The sequence below is a fragment of the Streptomyces paromomycinus genome (genome assembly GCF_003865155.1).
In the GTDB taxonomy this organism is placed as follows: Bacteria; Actinomycetota; Actinomycetes; order Streptomycetales; family Streptomycetaceae; genus Streptomyces; species Streptomyces chrestomyceticus.
Window position 1 is genome coordinate 2126436 of record NZ_BHZD01000001.1, and the last position, 17660, is coordinate 2144095.

The 17660-nt window shown below is 72.7% G+C and carries 17 protein-coding genes and 1 pseudogene; 8 read left to right on the forward strand and 10 right to left on the reverse strand.

Translation table 11 applies throughout. The annotated features are described in order from the left end of the window. Positions 1-113: 113 nt before the first annotated feature. The 4 genes from OEIGOIKO_RS08530 (at position 114) to OEIGOIKO_RS08545 (ending at position 3763) form a co-directional block, all read left to right on the forward strand. Positions 114-1919, forward strand: coding sequence for a thiamine pyrophosphate-requiring protein (locus OEIGOIKO_RS08530; protein WP_125053391.1), 1806 nt, complete (start codon positions 114-116; stop codon positions 1917-1919). A gap of 81 nt (positions 1920-2000) precedes the next feature. Then, on the forward strand, positions 2001-2633 hold the full coding sequence (locus OEIGOIKO_RS08535) for a diguanylate cyclase (RefSeq protein ID WP_125053393.1): 633 nt from the start codon (positions 2001-2003) through the stop codon (positions 2631-2633). A 125-nt stretch (positions 2634-2758) separates the two neighbouring features. Beyond that, positions 2759-3091, forward strand: coding sequence for a plasmid stabilization protein (locus tag OEIGOIKO_RS08540; RefSeq protein ID WP_125053395.1), 333 nt, complete (start codon positions 2759-2761; stop codon positions 3089-3091). 15 nt (positions 3092-3106) lie between these two features. After that, positions 3107-3763 carry a DNA polymerase ligase N-terminal domain-containing protein gene (locus OEIGOIKO_RS08545; protein ID WP_125053397.1) on the forward strand — a complete coding sequence of 219 codons (657 nt, stop codon included), beginning with the start codon at positions 3107-3109 and terminating at the stop codon, positions 3761-3763. Here the strand turns inward: OEIGOIKO_RS08545 and OEIGOIKO_RS08550 are convergent. Genes OEIGOIKO_RS08550 through OEIGOIKO_RS08580 form a run of 7 tightly spaced genes read right to left on the reverse strand, consistent with a single transcriptional unit; the run spans position 3760 to position 10975 of the window. After that, complete coding sequence (locus tag OEIGOIKO_RS08550; protein ID WP_125053399.1) at positions 3760-4989, reverse strand: 4-hydroxybenzoate 3-monooxygenase; 1230 nt, start codon at positions 4987-4989, stop codon at positions 3760-3762. The two genes, OEIGOIKO_RS08545 and OEIGOIKO_RS08550, sit on opposite strands and share 4 nt — an antisense overlap. Positions 4990-4994: 5 nt before the next feature. Further along, positions 4995-6296: a bifunctional 3-oxoadipate enol-lactonase/4-carboxymuconolactone decarboxylase PcaDC gene (gene pcaDC / locus OEIGOIKO_RS08555; protein WP_125053401.1), complete on the reverse strand. Its 1302-nt coding sequence runs from the start codon at positions 6294-6296 to the stop codon at positions 4995-4997. Next, positions 6293-7732 (reverse strand): 3-carboxy-cis,cis-muconate cycloisomerase, encoded by a 1440-nt coding sequence (gene pcaB, locus OEIGOIKO_RS08560; RefSeq protein WP_125053403.1) that lies wholly within the window; start codon positions 7730-7732, stop codon positions 6293-6295. The genes pcaDC and pcaB overlap by 4 nt, the downstream gene beginning before the upstream one ends. Further along, positions 7719-8453: a protocatechuate 3,4-dioxygenase subunit alpha gene (pcaG, locus tag OEIGOIKO_RS08565; RefSeq protein WP_246177272.1), complete on the reverse strand. Its 735-nt coding sequence runs from the start codon at positions 8451-8453 to the stop codon at positions 7719-7721. Before pcaG ends, pcaB begins: the two co-directional genes overlap by 14 nt. Further along, positions 8453-9310 carry a protocatechuate 3,4-dioxygenase subunit beta gene (pcaH, locus tag OEIGOIKO_RS08570; RefSeq protein ID WP_281288344.1) on the reverse strand — a complete coding sequence of 286 codons (858 nt, stop codon included), beginning with the start codon at positions 9308-9310 and terminating at the stop codon, positions 8453-8455. Before pcaH ends, pcaG begins: the two co-directional genes overlap by 1 nt. Positions 9311-9362: 52 nt before the next feature. Continuing rightward, on the reverse strand, positions 9363-10145 hold the full coding sequence (locus tag OEIGOIKO_RS08575; RefSeq protein ID WP_125053405.1) for a CoA-transferase subunit beta: 783 nt from the start codon (positions 10143-10145) through the stop codon (positions 9363-9365). Next, entirely contained in the window at positions 10145-10975 is an 831-nt protein-coding gene (locus tag OEIGOIKO_RS08580; RefSeq protein WP_125053407.1) for a CoA transferase subunit A, read from the reverse strand. The genes OEIGOIKO_RS08575 and OEIGOIKO_RS08580 overlap by 1 nt, the downstream gene beginning before the upstream one ends. Before the next feature lie 191 nt (positions 10976-11166). On the opposite strand from OEIGOIKO_RS08580, the gene OEIGOIKO_RS08585 reads away from it, so the two are divergent. The 3 genes and pseudogenes from OEIGOIKO_RS08585 to OEIGOIKO_RS42585 all read left to right on the forward strand — a co-directional run. After that, positions 11167-12885, forward strand: a complete 1719-nt coding sequence (locus OEIGOIKO_RS08585; protein WP_125053409.1) for an IclR family transcriptional regulator domain-containing protein — start codon at positions 11167-11169, stop codon at positions 12883-12885. Between the two features lie 215 nt (positions 12886-13100). Then, entirely contained in the window at positions 13101-13895 is a 795-nt protein-coding gene (locus OEIGOIKO_RS08590; RefSeq protein ID WP_125053411.1) for an SDR family oxidoreductase, read from the forward strand. Positions 13896-13946: 51 nt separating this feature from the next. After that, a pseudogene (locus OEIGOIKO_RS42585) lies at positions 13947-14066 on the forward strand (GNAT family N-acetyltransferase); the annotation flags it as partial. A gap of 106 nt (positions 14067-14172) precedes the next feature. Here the strand turns inward: OEIGOIKO_RS42585 and OEIGOIKO_RS08600 are convergent. Both OEIGOIKO_RS08600 and OEIGOIKO_RS08605 read right to left on the reverse strand, forming a co-directional pair. Next, on the reverse strand, positions 14173-14868 hold the full coding sequence (locus OEIGOIKO_RS08600; RefSeq protein WP_125058583.1) for a restriction endonuclease: 696 nt from the start codon (positions 14866-14868) through the stop codon (positions 14173-14175). A 427-nt stretch (positions 14869-15295) separates the two neighbouring features. After that, positions 15296-16027, reverse strand: a complete 732-nt coding sequence (locus OEIGOIKO_RS08605) for an XRE family transcriptional regulator (protein ID WP_125053413.1) — start codon at positions 16025-16027, stop codon at positions 15296-15298. Between the two features lie 133 nt (positions 16028-16160). Between OEIGOIKO_RS08605 and OEIGOIKO_RS08610 the strand changes: the two genes are divergently transcribed. Next, positions 16161-16358 (forward strand): hypothetical protein, encoded by a 198-nt coding sequence (locus tag OEIGOIKO_RS08610; protein ID WP_125053414.1) that lies wholly within the window; start codon positions 16161-16163, stop codon positions 16356-16358. 103 nt (positions 16359-16461) lie between these two features. Here the strand turns inward: OEIGOIKO_RS08610 and OEIGOIKO_RS08615 are convergent, their stop codons facing one another. Beyond that, entirely contained in the window at positions 16462-17658 is a 1197-nt protein-coding gene (locus tag OEIGOIKO_RS08615; RefSeq protein ID WP_125053415.1) for a YihY/virulence factor BrkB family protein, read from the reverse strand. Between the last annotated feature and the right edge of the window lie 2 nt (positions 17659-17660).

A 17660-nucleotide genomic window follows, 5' to 3' on the forward strand; every position in this document is an offset into this window, starting at 1 on the left:
GGGTACGCCCGTTTGAGAACGGTCCGGTCGGCCGTGCATCCGTGGCGCCGGGGCGGGCACACGGAAAGCCGGGCCGGCACTTGCCGTCGCGATTTGTGAGAGGAAAGAACCGCATGACCACCAAAGTTTCCGACCACATCCTCCAGCGCCTGCGCGAATGGGACGTCGACCATGTCTTCTCCTACGCGGGAGACGGCATCAACGGCCTCCTCGCGGCCTGGGGACGGGCGGACAACCAGCCGAAGTTCGTGCAGGCCCGGCACGAGGAGATGGCCGCGTTCGAGGCCGTCGGGTACGCCAAGTTCTCCGGCAAGGTGGGCGTGTGCGCGGCGACGTCCGGGCCCGGTGCGATCCACCTGCTGAACGGGCTCTACGACGCGAAGCTGGACCACGTCCCCGTGGTGGCCATCGTGGGCCAGACCGCGCGCAGCGCGATGGGCGGCTCCTACCAGCAGGAAGTCGACCTGATGAGCCTCTACAAGGACGTCGCGTCCGAGTTCTGCGAGATGGTGACCGTCCCCGAGCAACTGCCGAACGTCATCGACCGGGCGATGCGGACCGCGTACGCCAAGCGCACCGTCACCGCGGTCATCATCCCCGGTGACGTGCAGGAGCTGGAGTACAGCGCGCCGACCCACGAGTTCAAGATGGTGCCGTCCAGCCTGGGCGTCTCGCAGTACGCGCCGGTGCCGGCCGACGAGGACCTGCGGCGCGCCGCCGAGGTGCTCAACGCGGGCGAGAAGGTGGCGATCCTGGTCGGCCAGGGGGCCCGGGGCGCCCGTGAGCGGGTCGAGGAGATCGCCGAGCTGCTGGGGGCGGGCGTGGCCAAGGCGCTGCTCGGCAAGGACGCGCTGTCCGACGAGCTGCCGTACGTGACCGGCGCCGTCGGGCTGCTGGGCACCCGGCCCAGTTACGAGCTGATGCAGGAGTGCGACACGCTGCTGGTGATCGGCTCCAGCTTCCCGTACTCGCAGTTCCTGCCCGAGTACGGGCAGGCCCGCGCCGTACAGATCGACATCGACCCGTTCATGGTCGGCCTGCGCTACCCCTTCGAGGTCAACCTCGTCGGTGACGCGTCCGCGACGCTGGAGCGGCTGCTGCCGCTGCTCAAGCACAAGAAGGCGCGCAAGTGGCGGGAGCGGATCGAGTCCGACGTCGAGCGCTGGTGGAAGGTCATGGAGCGGCGCGCCGCCGTGCAGGCCGACCCGGTCAACCCGGAGTACGTGGTGCACGCGCTCGACGCGCTGCTGCCCGACGACGTGATCCTGGCCGCGGACTCCGGCTCGGCGGCCAACTGGTACGCGCGCCACCTGCGGCTGCGCGGATCGATGCGCGGCTCGCTGTCCGGGACGCTGGCCACCATGGGGCCGGGCGTGCCGTACGTCATCGGCGCCAAGTTCGCCCACCCGGAGCGGCCCGCGCTGGCCATCGTCGGTGACGGGGCGATGCAGATGAACGGTATGGCGGAGCTGATCACCGCGTCCAAGTACTGGCGGGAGTGGAGCGACCCGCGCATGATCGTCGCGGTCCTGAACAACGAGGACCTCAACCAGGTGACGTGGGAGATGCGGGCCATGTCCGGGGCGCCGCAGTTCGAGGAGTCGCAGCGCATCCCGGACGTGCCGTACGCCGACTTCGCGCGCTCCATCGGCCTCGGCGGCGTCCGGGTCGAGAAGCCCGAGGAGGTGGAGAGCGCGTGGCGGCAGGCGCTCGCCGCGGACCGGCCGTTCGTCATCGACTTCCGTACCGACCCCAACGTGCCGCCGATCCCGCCGCACGCCACGCTGGACCAGATCGAGGCGGCGGCGACCGCGATCCTCAAGGGCGACCCGGAGACGGCCGGGGTGCTCAAGCAGGGCGTCAAGGCGAAGATCCAGGAGTTCCTGCCGGGCAAGAGCCACGGGGACAGCGACAAGTGACCGGCCGGTCCGGGCCCGGCGCGCCACCGCCGGGCCCGGACCGCGGCCAGAACCGGACGACGCGCATCACAAGGAGGACCCGTGGCCAGGTTGACGGCACTCAAGGACTGGCGGCACTGGCGGCGGGGGCGGGCCCTGCGCCCCGCCCCCGGCGCGGACGACGTGGAGAACGCGACGCAGCGCGTCCTGATGTACGGGGTACTGCCCATGTGGTTCGTGCCGGCCGTCGCCGACTGGGTGATGCACCGGCGTACGGACATCGAGCGGACCACCGGCGTCAAGGAGTCGGCGATCCACGCGCTGATGATGGCGGAGGCCGGGGTGCCGGTGCTGGCCGGACTGGTCGCGCGGATCAACCCGCTGGTGCTGTCCATGATGGGCGGGGCCGCCGCCCTGCACAGCGCGACCGCCATCTGGGACGTGACGGTGGCCACCGAGGACCGCGAGGTACGCCCGGTGGAGCAGCACATCCACAGTTTCCTGGAGGTACTGCCGCTGGCCGCCGTGGTCATCACGTCCTGCCTGCACTGGGAGTCCGTACGGGACCTCGCGCGCGGCGGAAAGCAGCCGGACGCCTGGAAACTGCTGCCCAAGGAGCGGCCGCTGCCCAAGAAGTACCTGGCCGGCATCGCGGCCGGGGTGGGCACCTGCGTCGCCCTGCCGTACGCGGAGGAATTCATCCGGTGCGTACGGGCCCGCAAGTCCGTCGTGTGATCGCGGCGGCCATTCGTTACGACCTTTCATTCACGGGTAACCGTAGCTGCGAGAAACGGTGCACGGCAGGCCCGGACCGGTACGCCGTACGGGTCCGCGGTGTGTGCGAGACGAAGGGAAATATCATGCCCGCAGGATCGAACGCCAAGCGTGAGCGCCAGTACGAGCACATCAAGGAAGGCGCCGAGAAGCGCGGTACGTCCAAGGGCCGGGCCAAGGAGATCGCGGCCCGTACGGTCAACAAGGAACGCGCCCGCTCCGGCGAGTCCAAGACCGCCAGCAAGTCCTCGACCAAGGACCGCAAGTCGGCACCCGAGCGCGGCGGCCAGCGCTCCGGCAACCGCACCGGCTCCAAGGGCCCGACGCGGGACCAGCTCTACAACGAGGCCAAGCAGCGCGGCGTGGAAGGCCGGTCGAACATGAACAAGGACCAGCTGGCCAAGGCCCTCGGCCGCTGATCCGGCGGACCGGCCATGGGCAAGGAACCGCTGCGGACCTATCAGTCCAAACGGCATTTCGACCGGACGTCGGAACCGCGGGGCGGCGATGCGGAGAAATCCCCGGACGCATCGGAATCCTCGGATTCCGCCGGGAAGCCGCGCTTCGTGGTGCAGATCCACGACGCGAGCACCATGCATTTCGACTTCCGGCTGGAGGTCGACGGGGTGCTCAAATCATGGTCCGTACCGAAAGGGCCGTCCACGGACCCGAAGGACAAACGGCTGGCGATGCCGACCGAGGACCACCCGCTGGACTACCGCGATTTCGAAGGCGTCATCCCGAAGGGCGAATACGGCGGCGGTACGGTCATCGTGTGGGACCAGGGCCGGTACCGCCCGATGTCGCACGACAAGAAAGGCCGCGCGGTCCCTTTCGCCGAATCGCTGGAAAAGGGCCATGCGACGTTCTGGATGGAGGGGAAGAAACTGCACGGCGGTTATGCCCTCACCCGGTTCCGCGGCGGCCCCGGCAGTGACGAGCGGGAGTCGTGGCTGCTGGTGAAGGCGGACGACGCCCACGCCGACGGGCACGGCACGCCCGACCCCCGCCGGGCGCGCTCCGCGCTGAGCGGGCACACGCTCAAGCAGGTGGCCGAGGACGTGGCGGCGGAGTCCGGCGGGGACGGCTAGGACGGCGAGGCGACGGGGACGGGCACGGGCGCCTGCGGGACGCCCGTGTAGTTCTCGGCCAGTTCGGCGGCCGCGTGCGGGGACGAGGCGATGCGGTCGAGCTGGGCGAGCTGGAGACGGGTGTCGAACGTGCTCTGGCCGGGGGCCGTGTGCAGCGTCGTCGTCATGAAGTACGAGAAGTGCTCGGCCCGCCAGACACGGCGCAGGCAGGCGTCGGACCAGCCGTCCAGCAGCTCACCGGAACCGGTCTCCTTCAGGTGGGCGAAGGCGCGGGCCAGCTCGGTGACGTCGGACACGGCGAGGTTCAGCCCCTTCGCCCCGGCCGGCGGGACGATGTGCGCCGCGTCCCCGGCGAGCAGCACCCGCCCGTACCGCAGGGGTTCGGTGACCACGCTGCGCATCGGCAGGACGGACTTGGCGGTGATCGGGCCGCGCGCCAGTTCCCAGGGGCCGTCGGTGGCGGAACGGGCGTCGAGTTCCTCCCAGATCCGCTCGTCGGGCCAGTCGGCCGGGTCGGTGCCGTTGGGCACTTGGAGATAGAGACGGCTGACGGTGGGCGAGCGCATGCTGAACAGGGCGAAGCCGCGCTCGGAGTGGGCGTACACCAGCTCGTCGCAGGACGGCGGCACGTCGGCGAGGACGCCGAGCCAGGAGTACGGGTACGCGCGCTCGTACAGGCGGCGGGCCCCGGTCGGCACCGCGTCCCGGGTGACGCCGTGGAACCCGTCGCAGCCTATGACGTAGTCGCAGGTCAGGGTGTGTTCGCGGCCCTCGTGCGCATAGTGGATCACGGGCCGTGCGGTGTCCGCGCCGGTCACGGCGAGCGCCCGCGCCCCGAAGACCAGCGGTCCGCCGCCGGCGAGCTGGAGGCCGATGAGGTCCTTGACCACCTCGGTCTGCGCGTAGACGACCACGCTGCGGCCGCCGGTCAGGGCGGGGAGATCGATCCGGTGCGAGCGGCCGTCGTAGCGCAGCCGGATGCCGTGGTGGACGAGTCCGTACCGGTCCAGACGCTCCCCCGCGCCACAGGCACGCAGTGTGTCGACGGTGCCCTGTTCCAGGACTCCGGCGCGCTGACGGTGTTCGACGTAGGCGCGGTCGCGGCTCTCCAGGACGACGCTGTCGATGCCGCAGCGGTGCAGCAGCCGCGCCAGGAGCAGTCCCGCCGGGCCGCCGCCGACGATGCCGACCGTGGTCGTGGCAGGGGCGGGAGACGTGGGGCGCATCGGGATCAGCTCTCTTCGCGGTGCTCGGCGAGGACGCGGTCGGCCAGCGCGAACGCGGAGTTCGCCGCCGGCACGCCGCAGTAGACGGCCGACTGGAGCAGTACTTCGCGGATGTCTTCGGGGGTCAGCCCGTTGCGCAGGGCCGCGCGCAGGTGCAGGGCCAGTTCGTCGTGGTGGCCGCGCGCCACCAGGGCGGTGATCGTGACGCAGCTGCGGGTGCGCCGGGACAGGCCGGGGCGGGTCCAGATCTCGCCCCAGGCGTAGCGGGTGATGAAGTCCTGGAAGACGGCGGTGAAGGCGGTGGTGCGGGCGGCCGCGCGGTCGACGTGGTCGTCCCCCAGGACGGCGCGGCGGACCGCGGTACCGGCGGCGTGCCGGGTGCGGTCGTCGGTGGGGCGTTCCGGCGACGGGGAGGCCGTGAGGTGGCCGAGGAGCGCGGCGAGGACGGGTACGGGCCGCTCGGTGCCGGCCAGGTGGGCGGCCCCGGCGATCTCGGTCAGGCTCGCGGCGGGGATGTTGTCCGCGAGTTCGCGGGCGTGGGCAGGCGGCGTCGCGGGGTCGTCGCGGCCCGCGACGACGAGGGTGGGCGCCGCGATCCGGCCCAGTTCGCCGCGCAGGTCGTAGGTGGCGAGCGCGTCGCAGCAGGCGGCGTATCCCTCGGGGGCCACCGTATGCAGCCCGGCCAGCAGTTCGTCCGCCGCCGGTGATCCGGCGAAGGCCGGGGTGAACCAGCGGTCGGCGGCCGTGGCGGCGACCGGCGCGAGGCCCTGGTCCCGTACGAGCGCGGCCCGTTCGTACCACCCTTCCGGGTCGCCGAAGCGGGCCGAGGAGCACACCAGGGCCAGGGAGGCGATCCGCTCGGGGTGGTGCACGGCGAGCCAGGCGCCGACCGCGCCGCCCAGAGAGATGCCCGCGTACGCGAACCGGTCGATGCCGAGGGAGTCGGCGAGGGCGAGGACGAGGCCGCCGAGGCCGGCGACCGTGCAGGGCCCGTCCGTACGGCCGGTGTCCGAGCCTGTGTCCGTGCGTGAGCCTGTGTCCGTGCCGCCGCCCGGGACCGTGCCTGAGCCCGTGCCGGTGCCTGCGCCAGTGCCCGCGCCGGCGCCTGCGCCAGTGCCCGTGAGCACGTCGTACGGTGTCCCGCCGTGCCCCGGCAGGTCCCAGCGCACGACCCGGAACCGGTGCGCCAGCGCCTCCGCCTGGGGTTCCCAGACGGAGAGCGAGGTGCCCAGCGACGGCCCCAGGACGAGCGGGGGCGCGTCGGCCGGGCCGTCCTCGCGATGGTGCGGGAGAGCGGGGGACGTCATGCGTTCTCCTGAGCGGTCGGTGCGGCGCGGTGGGTGCCGGGGCGGCGCAGGGCGCGGTCCACGAGCGCGCCCGCCGAGCCCGTGTACGCGGCCGGGTCGGTCAGTTCCCGCAGCCGTGCCGCGGGGAAGGCGTCGGCGACCGCGGGATGCCGGGTGCGCAGGGCGCGGTCCAGTTCCTCGGCCAGGCCGGTGCCGTCCTCGGCGGCCCGCCGCGCCACGTCGGTGAGCAGCCGTTGCGCCGTGTCCCGCCCGAGAGGGGCGCCGAGCACGGCCGCGAGGCGTTCGGCGACGATCCCGCCGCCGGTCGCGGCGAGGTTCGCACGCATCCGGTCGGGGCGCACCCGTAGGCCCGCGGTCAGTTCGGCGGCGTCCCGGACCGCGCCGCCCACCAGGCGCAGGGCGTCGCGCAGGGGCTGCCACTCCGCGTGCCAGGCCCCGGCCGGCCGTTCGTCCTCGGCGGCCAGCGACCCGTACAGCACCCCGGCCAGGGCCGGGACCTGCCGGGCAGCGGCGGCGATCAGGGTGGCCCGTACCGGGTTGGACTTGTGCGGCATGGCCGACGAGCCGCCGCCGCTGCCTTCGGCCAGCTCCGCGGTCTCCGTACGGGACAGGGCCAGCACATCGGCGGCGATCTTGCCGAGGGCACCGGCGGTGTGGGCCAGCGCGCCCGCGAGGTCGGCGACGGGAGTGCGCAGCGTGTGCCAGGGCAGGGCGGGCCCGGCGAGGCCGGTCTCGACCGCGTACGCAGCGAGCAGCCGCAGCCCGAGGTCCGCGCCGGCCCCGGGATCCGGCCTCGAACCGTCGGCCTCCGCGAAGGCGTGGAACGCCGCGAGGGTGCCCGCCGCGCCGCCCAACTGCGCGGGCAGCGCGGCCCGTACGGCGGCGATCCGGTCCCGGGCGTCCAGGACCAGCGTGCGCCAGCCCGCCGCCTTGAGACCGAAGGTGACCGGTACCGCGTGCTGGGTGAGCGTACGGCCCGCCATCGGGGTGTCGCGGTGCTCGGCCGCCAGCCGTCCCAGGGCCGCGGCGGTCTCGTCCAGGTCGCCGAGGACGGCTTCCAGCGCCCGCGAACAGACCAGCATCGTGGCGGTGTCGAGGATGTCCTGGCTGGTGGCGCCGCGGTGGACGTACGCGGCGGCCCCGGCGTCGCGCCCGGCCACGGCGGTGGTGAGCGCGGCGACGAGCGGGATGACCGGGTTGCCGCCGGAGCGAGCCCGTACCACGAGGTCACGGGGATCGTGACGGCCGGTGTCGGCCGCCGCGGCGGTGACGGCCTCGGCCGCCGTGGGGGGCGCCAGGCCGACCGTCGCCTGCGCCCGGGTCAGGGCCGCTTCCGCGTCCAGCAGGGCCCGTACGTACGCGGCGTCGCCGGTCGCGGCCTCGACGGCGGAGTCCGCCCGGCCCGGCGCCAGCAGACCGTACTCAGCGGAACTCAAGGAAAACCGTCTCCTCGTCGCACTCCTCGCCGCCGTCCCCGGCGTCGGCCGCCTGAAGGCGGATGTCGAAGCGGTACCGGCGCTCGCCGTCGGCCCGCGCGACCAGCGTGCGCGCCCGGCGCGCGGGCAGCCGGGACAGCAGCGGGTCGGCCGCGTGGGCCGCCGTGTCCTCGGGGAAGTAGACCCGGGTGAACAGGTGGTGCAGCAGACCGCGGGCGAAGACGCACACCGCGATGTACGGCGCCGCGTCCGGGCGCCCCGCCGGGGCCGTGGCGGGCAGGGTCCGCAGGACGTAACGGCCGTCCGTGTCGGTGGGCACCCGGCCGAAGCCGGTGAAGTCCACGCCGTCACGGCCGACGACCGCGCCGGTCGCCGGGTCGCGGCGCAGCGAGCCGGGCGCGCCGCGCAGGCTCCCGTCCGGACCGGCCTGCCAGAACTCCAGCAGCGCGTCCGGCACCGGCTCCCCCGCGCCGTCCACGACCCGGCCGTGCAGGGTGACGGTGTCCGGGTGGCCGGTGGGGGCCATGTCGCCGCCGCCGGGGAACGGCAGCGCGTAGCCGTAGAAGGGGCCGATGGTCTGGGAGGGGGTGGGGGCGAGGAGCTGATCGTGCGCTTCCTCCGCCGGCTTCCCGGACACGTCCGGGAAGCCGGGCTGCTGCGGTACGCCCTCGTGCCGCGGCGCGGCCTCGCCCGGTGTGGCCTCGCCCGGTGTCGCGGACATCAGCGGTCCTCCTCGGTCCAGGTGGCGGACGGGCCGTCCAGCACGATGTCCCAGCGGTAGCCCAGGGACCATTCCGCGCGGGCGAGTTCCGGGGCGTACGCGCAGACCAGCCGGGCGCGGGCCTGCGGGTCGGTGCACGAGGCGAGGATCGGGTCGTACGGGAACAGCGGGTCGCCGGGGAAGTACATCTGCGTCACCAGCCGCTGGGTGAAGGCGGTGCCGAAGAGCGAGAAGTGGATGTGGGCCGGGCGCCAGGCGTTGTGGTGGTTGCGCCACGGGTAGGCGCCGGGCCGGACGGTGGTGAACGCGTACCGGCCCGCGTCGTCCGTCAGGCAGCGGCCGACGCCGGTGAAGTTCGGGTCGAGCGGGGCCGGGTGCTGGTCGCGCCGGTGCGCGTACCGGCCGGCGGCGTTGGCCTGCCAGATCTCGACGAGCTGGCCGCGCACCGGGCGTCCGGCCCGGTCCCGTACCCGGCCGGTGACGGTGATCCGCTCGCCGAGCGGCTCGCCGGCGTGCTGCCGGGTGAGGTCGGCGTCCAGGGCGGTGACATCGGTGCCCCCGAAGGCGGGCCCGGCCAGTTCGACGGCCTCCGGGTCGCGCAGCGCGTCGATCGCGGCCAGGGGCTGGACGGGGTGGCGCAGCCGGGTGCTGCGGTACGGGGCGAAGTCGCGGCCGGGGTGCGCCGGTACCGGGCCGCCCGCCGTGCGGGCGTCGGCGGCGGCCGTGTGCAGGGCGGCGATCTCGCGGTCGATGGCGGACTGCTGTTCGGATACGGGGTGAGGGGGCGGTGTCGCCGGGCCCGCGGGGACCGGTTGGGCCGGGGTTGCCGGGGCGGCGGATGCGCCAGGTGGAGTCATCGGAAGTTCTCCAGGGGTAGAGCCTGAGACGGCTGCGGAGGCGTCCGGCTGCTCATGGTGCCTTCCCGCCGGCGGCTTTGAGGGCGCGCAGGGCGGCCAGTTCGGCGTCGGTGGGCGCCTGGGTGGTCGTCAGGTCCGGTGCGACACGCAGGTCCCAGCCGGTCGCCTCCCGGGCCTGTGCCGGCGTCACGCCGGGGTGCAGCGCGCTCAGCACGAGTTCGGCGGTGTCCGGGTCCGGGCGCAGCACGCCGAGGTCGGTGATGACGGCGGTGGGCCCGGCGCCGCGCATGCCGAGGGCGGCGCGGTCGCCCGGCCCGGCGCCGTGCCCGACGGTGGTGACGAAGTCGAGTACGGGCACCAGGTTGCGGCGGGTGTGCCGCAGCACGATGAGGACCGCGCCGCAGTTCGCGGCGATCTCGGGGGCGCCGCCCGCGCCGGGCAGCCGGCCTTCGGGCCGGTCCGGGCCGCGGTCCACGACGGTGGTGTTGATGTTGGCGAACCGGTCGAGCTGGGCGGCCCCGAGGAAGCCCACGTCGATCCGGCCGCCCTGCAGCCAGTAGTTGAACATCTCCGGTACGGACACCACCGCGTCGGCGGTGTCGGCCAGTTCGCCGTCGCCGATGGACAGCGGCAGCTGGGTCGGCCGGGAGCCGATGGTGCCGGACTCGTACACCAGGACCAGGTCCGGGTTGACGGTGCGGCGCGCCAGGTTGGCGGCCGTGCTGGGCAGTCCGATGCCGACGAAGCAGCTCCGCGCGCCGGCCAGCGCGCGGGCCGCGTTGACCTCCATCAGTTCGTCGCGGCCGCAGCGCGCGGCGTCGTGCGTACCGCTCATCAGGAGCCCTTCCGTACGGTGCGCACATTCCGCACGTTCTCGTCGAGCCACCGCAAGAACGTGTCCCGGTCGCGGGAGACGGCGTCCCACCGCTGGTAGAACTCGTTGTCCCGGACCGAGTACCCGGCCGCGTACGAGGGGTGGGCGCCGCCGGGCACGAGCGCGACGGCGTCGATCACCCAGCCGGGCAGGACCACCGAGCCGGGCCGGGGCTCCAGGGCACCCTCGACGATCTCCTCGACGGTGACCAGCACCCGCCCGGCGGCCAGCACCGCTTCCTTCTGCACCCCGGTCAGGCCCCAGAGCTGCACATTGCCCTGCCGGTCGGCCTGCTGGGCGTGGACGATCGTGACGTCCGGGTTGAGAGCGGCCACGGCGGCCAGTTCCTCGCCGGTGAACGGGCAGGTGACGGTGGAGATGGTGTCCGTACGGGCGGGCAGGCCGCTGCCGCGGTAGCCGCGCAGCACCGCGAACGGCAGTTTCGAGGCGCCGGCGACATACCGGTTGGCCATGCCGGCGTGGCTGTGTTCATCCAGTTCCAGCGGGTGCGGCCAGCCGTTCTCGACCGCGTCGCGGAAGCGGTGCAGCGAGCCGACGCCGGGGTTGCCGCCCCAGGAGAAGACCAGTCGGCGGGCGGCGCCCGCGCCGATCAGCTGGTCGTAGACCACGTCCGGGGTCATCCGGGCCAGGGTCAGGCCGGTGACGCCCTGCCGGATGATCTCGTGCGCCGCGGCGAACGGGATCAGGTGGGTGAAGCCCTCCAGCGCGACGGTGTCCCCGTCGTGGACCAGGTCCCGCACGGCGTCGTGCAGGGAACGGATGTCGGCCATGTCCTCACCCTCGCGTCGTCCCGGGTGCCGGTGCCCGGCGGACCTCGCCACCGCCCCGCCGCACCGGCCTTGTTCGCCCAGTGAACTTACGTTCAAATTTGACCGCGTCCCGAGTCTGACCCCCGCTCCCAGCCCTGTCAACGGGGCGCCGGGTACGGTTCCGACGAGATGCCCGCACCGTGGAGAGCCCCATGACGCACCCCGCCACCGACCCGCCACCGCCGCCCCGGGAGGCGGTGGGCCCGCTGATGCGCAGCCTGTCCGTACTGCGCGCGCTCTCCGCGAGCGGCGGACGGCAGGCCGTCGGCGACCTCGTCCGCGCGACCGGACTGGCGCGCTCCACCGTCGACCGCGTCTTGAGCACCCTCGCCCGCCTGGGCCACGTACGCGTCGAGGGCCGGGACGCGGTGCTCGCCCCCGGCCTGCTGGAACTCGGCAACGCCTATCTGGCCGCCTCCGAGCTGCCCGACCGGCTCGCCCCGGCCGCCGACCGGCTCGCCGACGCGCTCGACGAGTCGGTCTCGCTCGCCGTACCGGACGGCGACGGGGTGCGTTTCGTGCACCAGGCGACGCGGCGGCGGGCGATGTCGCTCGCGTTCCGCATCGGCGACCTGCTGCCCGCCGAACGGGGCGCGGTCGGCGCGCTGTTCGCCGCCGACTGGGACGAGGACGCGTGGCTGCGCTGGCGGCAGCGGCGCGCGGCGGACCCCACGGACGCCGGGTTCCCGGCCGTACCGCCGCGCCGGGGCGAGGACGCCGGTACGGCACACCGTGGGTCCGTCGCGGAGTTCACCTCCCGGGTCGAGGCGGCCCGGACCGCCGGCTGGTCACTGGACGACCAGCTGATCGAACCGGGCCTGGTCGCCGTCGCCATGCCCGTACGCGATCCCCGGGGCCGCCCGGTGTGCGCGGTGAGCGTCGTCAGCCACACCAGCCGGCTGACCGCCGAGGACCTCCCCGCCGCCGTACTCCCGCAACTGCGCAAAACGGTGGCCGAGATGGAGAACTCCCTGGCCGCCCCAGCCCCACCCCCATCCACACCCCCATCCACACCCCCATCCGCCTCGCCGCCCGAACCGCCTCCCGCCCGCCACGCTTCCTGGACCCACGCCGCCAAGCAGGAACTGGGCCCCGAGTTCGTCGAGTCCCTGGCCCGCGGCCTGCTCACGCTCACCGCGTTCGGCACCGGCCGGGCCGCCCTCCCCCTGACCGCCGTAGCCGAGGCCACCGGCCTGGCCCGCGCCACCGCGCGCCGCGCCCTGCTCACCCTCGAACACCTCGGCTACCTCACCTCGGACGGCCGGCTCTTCCGCCCCACGCCGAAGGTGCTGGAACTGGGCTTCGCCCCGCTCTCCGGCCTGTCCCTCCCGGACATCGCCCAGCCCCACCTGGCCGCGCTGGTGGAGCGGGTGCACGACTCCGCGTCGATGGCGGTGCTGTCCGGCACGGACATCCGGTACGTGGCCCGGGTCCCCACCGTGCGGATCATGAGCGTCAACATCACCGTGGGCACCCGCTTCCCCGCGTACCCGACCTCCATGGGCCGGGTCCTGCTGGCGGGCCTCCCCCCGGCGGAACGCACCGCCCACCTCGCCCAAACCGGCCTCATCCCCCTCACCCGCCACACCGTCACCTCCCCCGACAGCCTGGCCACCATCCTGGAGCAGACACACAAGGACGGGTACGCGCTGGTGGACGAGGAGCTGGAGGAGGGCCTGCGGTCGATCGCCGTCCCCGTACGCGACCGGCACGCCCGGGTCGTCGCCGCGATCAACGTGTCCACCCACGCGGGCCACCGCTCCCCCACCGAGGACCGCGACACCCTCCTGCCCCACCTGCGCACGGCCGCCGCCCGCATCGAGGCGGATCTGCGCACGGCGGGGCGGTATGTGCGGGTGCCGCTCGCCTGAGCGGGGCGGTATCTGCGGGTTCCGCTCGCCCGAGCGGGGCGGCGGCGCCGGCACGGTCGCCCGCCATCCGCGCTTGAGGCGGTTGCGGAAGCGGTCCGTCGGGGCCGGGATCCGCTTGCTTGGAGCGCACTCCAAGGCCATAGCGTTGAGACAGCTGAACCGAACCCCCAACGCGTCGACGCATCATCCCGCACGACCAACTGGAAAGGCGTCAAGTGGCAGTCAACCAATTCACCACGCATGCACAACTTTTCGACCTGTGCGGAAAACGCGCGCTGGTCACCGGTGGCACCCGAGGCATCGGAATGATGATCGCGCGTGGCCTTCTCCAGGCGGGCGCCGGCGTGGTCATCAGCTCACGCAACGCAGAAGCGTGCGCTCAGGCGCAGGAACAGCTCTCCCAATTCGGTGAGGTACGGGCCATCCCCGCCGACCTGTCCCGCCACGACGAGTGCCGGCGGCTGTCCGACCTCGTCACCGCCGACTCCGAGCGCCTCGACATCCTCGTCAACAACGCGGGCGCCATGTGGGACGAGCCGCTGGCGACATTCCCGGACGCGGCCTGGGACACGGTCGTCGACCTCAACCTGAAGTCGCCGTTCTGGCTGATTCAGGCGCTGCTGCCCGCACTTCGCAAGGCGGGCACCGCCGACGATCCCGCGCGGATCATCAACATCGGCAGCATCGCCGCCATCCACATCCCCCAGCGGCCCAACTACTCGTACTCCAGCAGCAAGGCCGCACTGCATCAGCTCACCAGAGTGCTCGCCAAGGAACTAGGACCGCAGCACGTCACCGTGAACGCCGTGGCGCCGGGACCGTTCCCGTCGACGATGATGGCTGCGACCCTTGACGAGTTCGGCGAGGCGATCGCGGCGTCGGCCCCACTACGGCGGATCGGCCGCGACGACGACATGGCGGGTGTCGCGGTGTTCCTCGCCAGCCGGGCAGGCGCATACCTGACAGGCGCCGTGATCCCCGTCGACGGCGGCATCGCCACAACCGCATAGGCCGTCCAGGGTCTGTTCGCGAGAATTGATCTCAATCATTGGTGGTCGCATACCGATGGTGCAGCGGCGGCCTTGTACGAGCGGCTCGGCTGGGAGCTTCTGGCCACCGTCGAGCAGGCGTGGCGCCCGGACCAGACAGTGACCATCCACTGTTACGCAGCGCCAACGTGAGGGGCACACGGTCGCGGCCGGCCCGCCCGGCCCGGCCAGTTGCTCCATCCGGAGCGCCGTCGTCCTCGCGATCGAACGGGATGCGGCGAAAGCACCCAGCGCGCCGTCACCCCCAGGGCGTCGGCCCGGTGCCGTTCGACCAGGCCACCAGCCGGTCGCCGTCGAAACAGCGGATGCCGCAGGTGTCGGCGTATTCGGTGGCCGGTTCGGTGAAGGCGCTGGTGGTGACGACGGCCGCGACATCGGCCTCGTGCACCGTGTAGCAGGTGCCGCCGAAGCGCTGCATGTCCTGGGAGCCGACCTTGTTCGTCGCGCAGTAGCGCTTGCACTGGACGATGATCCGCCGGCCGTCGGACGTGATGGCCAGGACGTCCGCGCCCAGGTCCCCCGCACCGCCGACCACCTGGACATCCCGGCAGCCGTCGCGTTCACAGAGGCGGGCTATCGCCTGCTCGAAGGCGTACGCGTCCATGGCGAGGAAGTCCTCGACGCTCCACATGACGACTGTCGGCTCGGGCTCGTCCACCACGGCCGGTGCAGCCTCCTCCGCCGCGACGGCCTTGGCCACTTCCGCCTCCGCCTCGGCCTTGCCCACCCGGGCCGCCCGCCGCAGCTCGCGCAGGCGCGGCATCCCCCGCACCGCCACGACGACCAACGCCAGGACGAACGGGAGGACGAGGACGGTCACGAGGGTGGCCGTACCCGGGTGCCCCACCGCCCACCGGAACATTCCGCGCGCGGCGAGGAACCCACCCGTCACCAGGGCACCGAGGACGCCGAGGACGAACACCGTCCGCCGCATCGGATACGTACGGACACGACGCCGGGCCGACGGCCCGTCATTTCCCGGGAATGCGGCCACCGGCGGTGCTCCTTCGCTTCGGGTGAACGATTACGGCTGGTCGTTCACCTCCTGCCCCGAGGAATCCGTTCCATGATCACCAAGCTGTGTTCACCACGCCGTCTCCTCTTCCCCCTCCCTCGCCTCCGCCTCCGCCGGGCATGCGCCAGATCCCGCAGCACGGCCAGCAGCACCGCCCCCACGAGAAACACCACCGCTCCCAGCGCGGCCGGCGAGATCAGCATCGGATTCACAGGTCTCCCGAGAACGGCGAGGGTGCCGGACACTGAAAAGCACCATGCGGCACCCACCCCCGCCCCGTCACCCATTCACCGCCGCCGCGCCCGCCGATCACCCGAATCCAGCACACCGGATCTGCCGGCCCGCCCTACGCGGGAACGCGACTCCCCCGCTCCCACAATTCCTCGGCGTGCTCCGTGAAACGGTCGAACATTCCACTGTCCTCCTGCCGGTGCAGGTGCAGGAGCGGCGAATCGTGTCCTACAAGGCGGGCCAGATGCGGCGTCACCAGCGCGTCGTCATCAAACCGGAACACCGAAAGCCCCACGTGATAGACGGCATCCTCAGGGTCACTGAACCGGACCTCCAGGCCGTCCACCGGCCCCATACGCTCCAGTTGCTCCAATGTGGTCCGAATCCGCGTGGAGACCGACAGCGCCACATTCTCCGCGCGCTCCCGCCCGCGAGTGACCGCCCCTTCCGGATCACCGACCAGGAACCGCACCCGGCATCCCGCGCCCGCCTTCCGCCGCAGTGTTTCGGAAAACGCCGGAATCTGCGACCACAAGAAGTAATTCGTGTACCCCGCGAAGAACAGCTCCCTGCTCGCGCCCCGGGTCAGCTCGCCCCATACGTCGGAAGGGCAGGCAGACCGGTACGGATAGCTGTGCACCACTTCCCGGTCGTGCCCGGTCTTGACGCGGTCCTTGACCGACTGCGGCCAGATCATCTCTTCACCCACTCCCAACGCCCGACAGGCGTCCTCGCGCTTTCGTGCATGGGGTGTCAGTTCCGCGTCGGCCAGCCGTCTCTCGACCGTCTTGCCGGTGACGCCGACGCGCACGGCAAGGCGACGGGGGCTGAGCCCGGCGCTCGCCATAGCCGAGCGTAGAGCAGTGTTCAAGACCCCTCCCCTGGACGTCTGGGCCTTCTCGCGAACGTAGCGCCTCGACGGCCCAACCGTCCTCGACCAGGTAGAGATGCGTCCTTGAGGGTGCTTCACCCTGGCTCGCATGACCAATCCGACGCCGTACCCCACTGCCCCGATCATCCTGCCCCTGCCGCTGGAGAGGGCCCCTGCCCCCGTCGAAGGCTGCGCGGGCTGCACCGAACTCGCCAGCGTCCGGGATCGGGCCCGCGCCGTCGGCGACCTGACCACCGTGACGGACTGCAACGTCTACCTGCGACGCCACCCGGTAGGCCACCAGTGAACACCCGCGCCGTCTACCGGTTTGCGCCGAACACGATCCGGCACGTACCGGAAGGTGGCTCCAGCTACGCAACCTTCGGCAGCGCCGCCGGGTGAGCGCGCCTTCAGAGCCGCCAGTGGCGCTTCGGGTGCGTGAGCAGTCGTGCCCGCACGTCGGCCGGTGGCAGGAAGTGGGCCCAGCGTTCGGGGTATTCGGCCGGGGGCGGCGCGCCCGGGTCGTCGTCCTCGTCGCCGTCGTCCTCCTCGCCGTCCGGCTCCGGGGCGCCGGTGAGGGCGGCCTCCCCGGCGGCGGCCGTGGCGCCGAGGCCGACGGCGGCCAGGGCGGAGCGCTGGGCCGCGGTCACCTCGCGGGCCCGGCGTTCCTTCTCGGCGCGGCCCGCCGCGGTGGCGACCGAGGGCCATACACGGTCGAGGGCGGCGTTCATGGCCGCGCCCACCAGGACCGCGAAGGCGGAGACGCCGATCCAGAGAAGGACGGCGACGGGTGCGGCCAGGGAGCCGTAGATGGTGGGGCCTTCCACGGTCTGGGTGAGGTAGACGCGCAGCAGCAGGCTGCCCAGGACCCACATGGCGAGGGCGACGACCGCGCCGGGAATGTCCTCGCGCCAGGGTGAGCGGACGGGGACGGACACGTGGTAGAGGGTGGTGAGGAAGGCGACGGAGAGGATGAGGACGACCGGCCAGTACAGGATGCGGATGGCGGTCTCGCTCGCCGGCAGCCAGCTGACGACGGTGTCCGGACCGACCACCATCAGCGGCAGCGCGACCGCGCCGACGACCAGCGCGGCGAGGTAGAGCACGAAGGCCAGCAGCCGGGTCCGGACGATGCCGCGCCGCCCGTCCAGCCCGTACATGATCGTGATGGTGTCGACGAAGACGTTGACCGCGCGGGAGCCGGACCACAGGGCGATGGCGAAGCCGAGGGAGATGACGTCCGGGCGGCGGCCGGTGAAGATGTCGTCCAGCAGCGGCCGGGCGATCTCGTTGACGCCCTTGCTGGACAGCAGCGTGTCGGACGCGCTGAGGATGTTCTCCCGGATGTGGTCGATGGTCTCCTGGCCGATCCAGGGCTCCATGTAGCCGAGCAGGCCGATGAAGCCGAGGAGCAGCGGCGGCAGCGACAGCAGGCAGAAGAACGCGGCCTCGGCGGCGAGCCCGGTGACGCGGTACTCCATGCAGGAGTTGACGGTGTCCTTCAGCAGCAGCCAGGCGAGGCGGCGTTTGGAGACGTTCCGGTACAGGACCCGGGCCCTGTGCAGACGGCCGGCCGGCCGCTGCGCTGCTTCTTTCACTGGCTGCACGT